The organism is Candidatus Cloacimonadota bacterium (assembly GCA_028706475.1).
In the GTDB taxonomy this organism is placed as follows: domain Bacteria; phylum Cloacimonadota; class Cloacimonadia; order Cloacimonadales; family Cloacimonadaceae; genus UBA5456.
Map to the genome: position 1 here is coordinate 1 of JAQWBI010000072.1, position 5,971 is coordinate 5,971.

Below are 5,971 nucleotides of genomic sequence, written 5' to 3' on the forward strand. Positions count from 1 at the left end.
TCAGCGCTTTTATCTGCGGTATCTGCGTGAAACCACTTATCTCTGCCACAAAATCAATCCCCTTATTCCAAACATCCAAATCCTTAAAACTCTTCATATCTCCATATCCTCAAATCGCCAAATCGTCCAAACGCCAAATCGTCAAATCGCCAAAACGCCAAATCGTCAAATCGTCAAAACGTCAAATCGCCAAAACGCCAAAACGCCAAAACTATTTCTTTCTGCGTGCCAACATTCGCTTAACTCGGTTCTTCACTGTTTGAGAAACCAGCTCCACCACCCACGGCACCCACTCATCATTCCACCGCTGCGGATGCGTATTGATCATCATCTTTTCCGGCATCTTCCCCGCTTTAATCAGCTCAATGAAGTGCTGAGTACTCCTCACCTCAATCTCAAAGGGGCTTTCCACCTTATCCCGGATGCTCGCATCCCGATTATTCCACTTCCTACCCGTATCAGTGATGTAAAAGATTTTACTATAGTCCAGATCAAAATAAGGTTCGCCGATGATCCCATACTCATGATAATCATAGTGCTGCCAGAGGTCTTTATTATCATACTTGGAAAGTGGACTGCCATGCATACAAATCGTATCAATGGGTGCCAGCTTTCTCAGCTTCTCAAGATTCTGCACAAAGCTTTTTATCGCCTTTTCGGGATCACCCTTAGCGGGATCCATATCCTCATAATGATAGCCGATCTCATGCCCCAAGGCCTTGATCGCCAGCAGCTTATCCACATGCAACGATTCCGGAACTACACGGAAGAAGTAAGAAGCCCTAAGTCCTTTCTCATGCTCGATCTCCGCAAAGCGCAGTGAATTCCCCGGCTTCTTATCCACGTCATGCCGCAAGATCACCACTTTTTCCAAAGGGTTCTTCAGATAATCTCTGAATGTCTGAAACTCATAGCCTGCTAGGATCAAGGCGTCCAGCAACTCGCAATACTTCTGTACCGTAAAATCTCGATCCACTAAATCAATAGCCACTGAAAACACCGAAGACGCCGAATCATCGTACCAGCCTTTTGAATTTGAGTGCTCCAGGATAGCCAAAATTTAGTATGTAACCAACTTTAAGACCACTTAACTTCAGATAGTTTATCAATTGAGCTTCATGCACGGGAACAATACTACTGCATGCCTTGAGTTCCAGCAGTATCTTTCCCTCAACAATCAAATCAGCAATATAATCACCAACAATCTGACCTCGGTAGATCACAGGAAGTGGCACTTGAGTTCTATACTTTATTCCCTGATAATCAAACTCAACACACAATGCCTTTTCGTATACCTTTTCCAGGCATCCTTCTCCGATCTCCTTATGAACTGTGATAGCACACCCAATCACACCATCACTAAGCGCTTTCTCATATATCATGAAATCAATCCTTCAAACCCATTCGGTGTATTCAGTGTTCTCGGTGGCAAAACCCAAACCACTTATCCAACACCTTCACTACTCTCTCCGCCGTATTCCCATCCCAATACTTAGGTATAGTTCCCTTCTTCACCTCGCCCCGTAGAATCGTCATGGAATACTGAACAATACTCTCGCTATCAAGCGGAACTAATTGATTCGTACCTTCGGTGATAGTAATCGGGCGTTCTGTGTTTTCTCTAAGCGTAAGGCATGGAACTCCAAAGAAGGTTGATTCCTCCTGGATTCCGCCAGAATCAGTAAGAATAAACTTAGCGTTCATCTGTAACTTCATGAAATCCAGATAACCGATGGGTTCAGTGATAGTAAGATTGGGAATCTCAGCCAGTTTGGAACTTAAGCCAAGCCGTTCGATGTTCTTACTAGTCCTGGGATGCATAGGGAATATGATCCTGATTTGCTTCCCTATCTCACTAAAGGCATTTAAAAGCATTTCCAAACCACTCACTTCATCCACATTTGATGGTCGATGCAAAGTAACCAACACATAGGGCTCATGATCACAGAGACCTAACTCACTCATTACCTCTGAACTATCTGCCTTGACCCGATGTTCCACAAGGGAATCAATCATTATATTGCCCACCAAATGAATCTTCTCAGCAGGAACCCCTTCTTTCAGGAGATTAGCATCCCCATCCTCTGACGGCGTAAGAAGCAGATCTGATATCCTATCGGTAAGAACTCGGTTTATTTCTTCCGGCATTCTTTCATCAAAGCTACGTAAGCCTGCTTCCAGATGGGCTACAGGAATATGCAGCTTCTTTGCTACCAGTGCACAAGCGATCGTAGAGTTCACATCACCGGCCACGATCACCAGATCAGGTCTGTTTCCGGAAAGGATGTATTCTTCGTAGCGCTCAATAATGCGCGCAGTTTGCTGCCCATGAGTCCCGGACCCAACCTGTAAATATGCATCTGGTTCCGGCATGTCCAAGTCCTCAAAAAAGAGTTTGGACATCTTTTCGTCATAATGCTGCCCGGTATGAATCAAGGCTGGCGTATATCTATCTCTTCGTTCTTTGAGCGCCTTGTAAAGCGGTGCCATCTTCATGAAATTCGGACGGGCGCCTACAATCAAATGTATCTGTTTTATCAAGCTTCGATAACCTCTTTCAGTTTCGTTATTACTTCTTCCTGAACCACTTTAGATCTATTCAAATCCACATCGGTTCGATTACTTGTTTTCAACCGTGCCATCAGCTCTGACACATCTCTGGAAAAGAACATCTTGCCATCTCTGATCATGGCTTTGTCGACAGCCAGTAATGACTTCCCGGCAAAAAAAGAAAAAGAAGGCACTCCCAGACATGCTGCTTCCCGCGCAAAAGTACCCGCCCCGGTCAATACTCCCTCGGAATAATAGCATGCATCCAAGCCATTGATGGGCTTATTAGGAATGTAGATATTCTTGACTCCCTCTGCATAAGCCTTGTCCACGGCATACCTTGGCAGGTACAATATGTTGTAACCCGCTTTCGATAGAGCCTGAAGCAATTTAGGTGTGATTGGTTTTGCGGAATCATTGTCTATGTAATTTGCTTGTAAGTTTTCGGGACGAACAACCACATAGTGTTCGAAAGGGAGACTATTGCTGAAGTTGTCGTCTGGATGATAATCAGCCACGTAAATGTCTTCTTTGAAGCCATCATACTGATATAGCTTATTCCGCTTAAAACCTTGTCTTGCAAGCTCAGCTTGAGGAATTGCCTTGGGCCAGAAAGCCATATCTGTAAAGAGACTATACCTTCTATTGAAAGATGTTTCATTGTCATCAAAAGTTATAGACTTCTTTCTACGAATCTTGGCTAAGTAGTTTGAAGAATCGCCACCAATAGAAATCTTAATATCAAAATGGGAGATGCTTGAGTTCAATTTACTAATGCGTGATAGCATCCCCAGCACTTTGCTAAACTTCTTCTTACCCTTATGTGTTCCAATCAAGACGTATTTTTCCTGGATATCTTTCTCAAATAAGGGAACTGTCTCAGCGAAGTCCTTCAGCGAATAGATGAGCTTATAGTCTTCCCGCAACCTCATGATAATGGGCTTAAAAAAGTTTATATGAGGAGTATTGGTAATGTCGAACCATATTGTCTTATTCATTAATCATTCTCATAGCGTTAATTAACTGTAAGTGTTTGCTTTTATTGAGAGTATCTTCTGCCACCGGTAAACTTAGTAATCTATCGTGTATGTTTTCATATGCTTTCAGATAATAACTTGGGAGATTTGAATCAGCATAAGACAATAGCTTAGCTTGGTATTTCACCAAATGCTTATGCTCTAGATGCATTGCTTCAATACCTTGTTCATTCAATTCTTGGATGCTTTCCTGTGAACCCTTTCTCGACAATACAAATAGTTTGGTGTACGATGATTCAGATAATGGATTGCTTTGTTTCAATTCACTAGATACACCCACTTCATTCAACAAAGACTTGGCGGCTTCTTTCCTAATCTCAACAAGGGCTTGAATTGTGCTCCATCTAGACCAGCAACTCTTCAAGTATAACTTGGCCGGCTTGGTAAGCTCCTTTTCCAGTACATTCAGTTCGTCAACAGCATCTAGATCCTTTACCCTTTTTTTTATGAACTGATACAGCATCTCTAATAATGGCCTTGCACGATATGTTGTTAGCAAAGCCATTATAACTCTATATACAATCTTTATCCTGTTTTCGTTTCCGAAACCTTGCTGCAATTCCTTTGCCCTCAGATACCATTCTTTATTATTTGTAGCGAAAACACCGCCACCCAAACTGAAAAGGTTCTTAGTTAATGTAAAACAAGATATATCCCCCATTTGTCCGGCAGCAACACCATCATAGCTTGAGCCATAGCCTTGAGCACAATCTTCAATTAGCACAAGGTTATACTCATCCGCGATCTGCCTCAGGGCGTGCATATCACAGGGGAATCCACCAAAATGTATAGCTTGAATGGCTATGCTTTCCTTACGTATTCCAGCTTTTACCGCGTTCGGATCAAGTGTCCAATCGTTCTGCTTCACATCATGAAAGAATATCTTGTTTTCTGATGCAATAATTGGCAAAAGAGCAACCTTACAAGTAAGAGGGCTGGTATGAACCATCCCTCTTTTCCCAATGGCTTTGTATGCTAGATATAGAGCGCTCCTGCATGAAGAAGTGAAAAGAATATGCTTCTTACCTGTCAGAGTTCTGAACTTATCTGCCAATTTGGCTTCAGCATTGAAACATACCAATGTCTTAATCAAGTCCAGAATACCAAAATGGGGACTATAATATGGAATCATCTGGTCTTTATGAATCTCCCCATTAGTAGCGCATACTTGAAGAATGGAATCGGATCCTTCCAGTACCATGTAGCTTCAGTAAATCTTCTGTAAGACCCTAAAACAGTCTTTGGGCTATCAATTCTCTTTATGATCCGGAGTATGGAGTAAACTGTGTCTGTGTATAAGTTAAGCCATATAGTTCCAACGGCATATTTGCTTGCAGAAGGCAATCTGCCTGAATGCACATAATCGTAAATCATGTTTGGATAGTCAACGCCACATTTTGCGGCCAGACCTACCCAGAGCCAAGTTCGAGCATTAATCTCAATCAGCTTAGGGAGGCCATCCCTGCTATCCCGAAGCCATTCTATCTCGCAGACACCTGTGTAATTTAGTTCTTGCATCAGCTTCGTGCTTTGCTCAAGCAAATCCTCTTCAAACACGCTTTGACAGCAAGTTGCTGTACCGAATGTTACCGGGTGCTCCCGCAGTTTAACGCCCATCCAGTATGCATGAACATTACCTTTCTCCGCAAATACCGTAACAGAAACTGTCTTATGATCATAAGGTATCACTTCCTGGATGAAGTATTCATGAGGAGCTGCACCGGAGAGCGTTGTATCCCATACTCGTTCCAAATCTTTTGGAGATGCAAGCATAAGAGCCTTATGCTTAAAGCGCTTGTAAAAGCTAAGCCCCTGATTACCTTTAATCAAGATAGGATATCTTAGCTCAACCTGTGTAGGATTCTCATGTTCCGGCATTACCGTTGCCGGGATTGGTATACCAGCCTTATCTGCTATCTCAAGCAGTTTCCTTTTGTTATAGATTTTTTCAATAACATCCAGATCTTCGGTCACAACTTTATAGCATTTGCTGAGTCTATCTTTGTTCCTGGCAATGGTATGTACTGCGTGATCATTTGAGGGCAGCAGTAGCCAATCCTGCAAGTTAAATGCTTTATGGAGCCTCAAAAGGAAATCGGCAAAATCATCACCTAAGTAATCTGGGCACTTGTAATACGCCTTGCAATACCTTGAGTAGCGCGCTACACAATCATCTTTATCAACCACGATTACTGGAATGCCTCTTTTCCCGAGTAACCTGGTATTGGCTAAGCCTTGGACGTGACCCTCGATGATGATTACACCGGGTTTGCCAGTTGTCAGTTGCGAGTTACCAGTTGTCAGTAATGAGTTGTTAGTTGTCAGATTTCCATTGCTCATACAAGTACTATTTGATCTCACGATTCGAGAACTTGTCGGAATTA

The 5,971-nt window shown here is 42.7% G+C and carries 6 protein-coding genes; all 6 read right to left on the reverse strand.

The features are described 5' to 3' along the window. Positions 1-211: 211 nt before the first annotated feature. On the reverse strand, positions 212-991 hold the full coding sequence (locus PHF32_08450) for a hypothetical protein (GenBank protein ID MDD4560744.1): 780 nt from the start codon (positions 989-991) through the stop codon (positions 212-214). A gap of 22 nt (positions 992-1,013) precedes the next feature. After that, the gene (locus PHF32_08455; protein ID MDD4560745.1) at positions 1,014-1,382 is read right to left on the reverse strand and encodes a GxxExxY protein; all 369 of its coding nucleotides are present in this window, start codon (positions 1,380-1,382) and stop codon (positions 1,014-1,016) included. A 31-nt stretch (positions 1,383-1,413) separates the two neighbouring features. Continuing rightward, entirely contained in the window at positions 1,414-2,538 is a 1,125-nt protein-coding gene (gene wecB / locus PHF32_08460; GenBank protein ID MDD4560746.1) for a UDP-N-acetylglucosamine 2-epimerase (non-hydrolyzing), read from the reverse strand. Continuing rightward, positions 2,538-3,548: a DUF354 domain-containing protein gene (locus PHF32_08465; protein ID MDD4560747.1), complete on the reverse strand. Its 1,011-nt coding sequence runs from the start codon at positions 3,546-3,548 to the stop codon at positions 2,538-2,540. Before PHF32_08465 ends, wecB begins: the two co-directional genes overlap by 1 nt. Next, positions 3,541-4,719 (reverse strand): DegT/DnrJ/EryC1/StrS family aminotransferase, encoded by a 1,179-nt coding sequence (locus tag PHF32_08470; protein MDD4560748.1) that lies wholly within the window; start codon positions 4,717-4,719, stop codon positions 3,541-3,543. Before PHF32_08470 ends, PHF32_08465 begins: the two co-directional genes overlap by 8 nt. Further along, on the reverse strand, positions 4,716-5,971 hold a 1,256-nt coding region (locus PHF32_08475; protein MDD4560749.1), incomplete at its 5' end, for a hypothetical protein. The genes PHF32_08470 and PHF32_08475, both read right to left, overlap by 4 nt.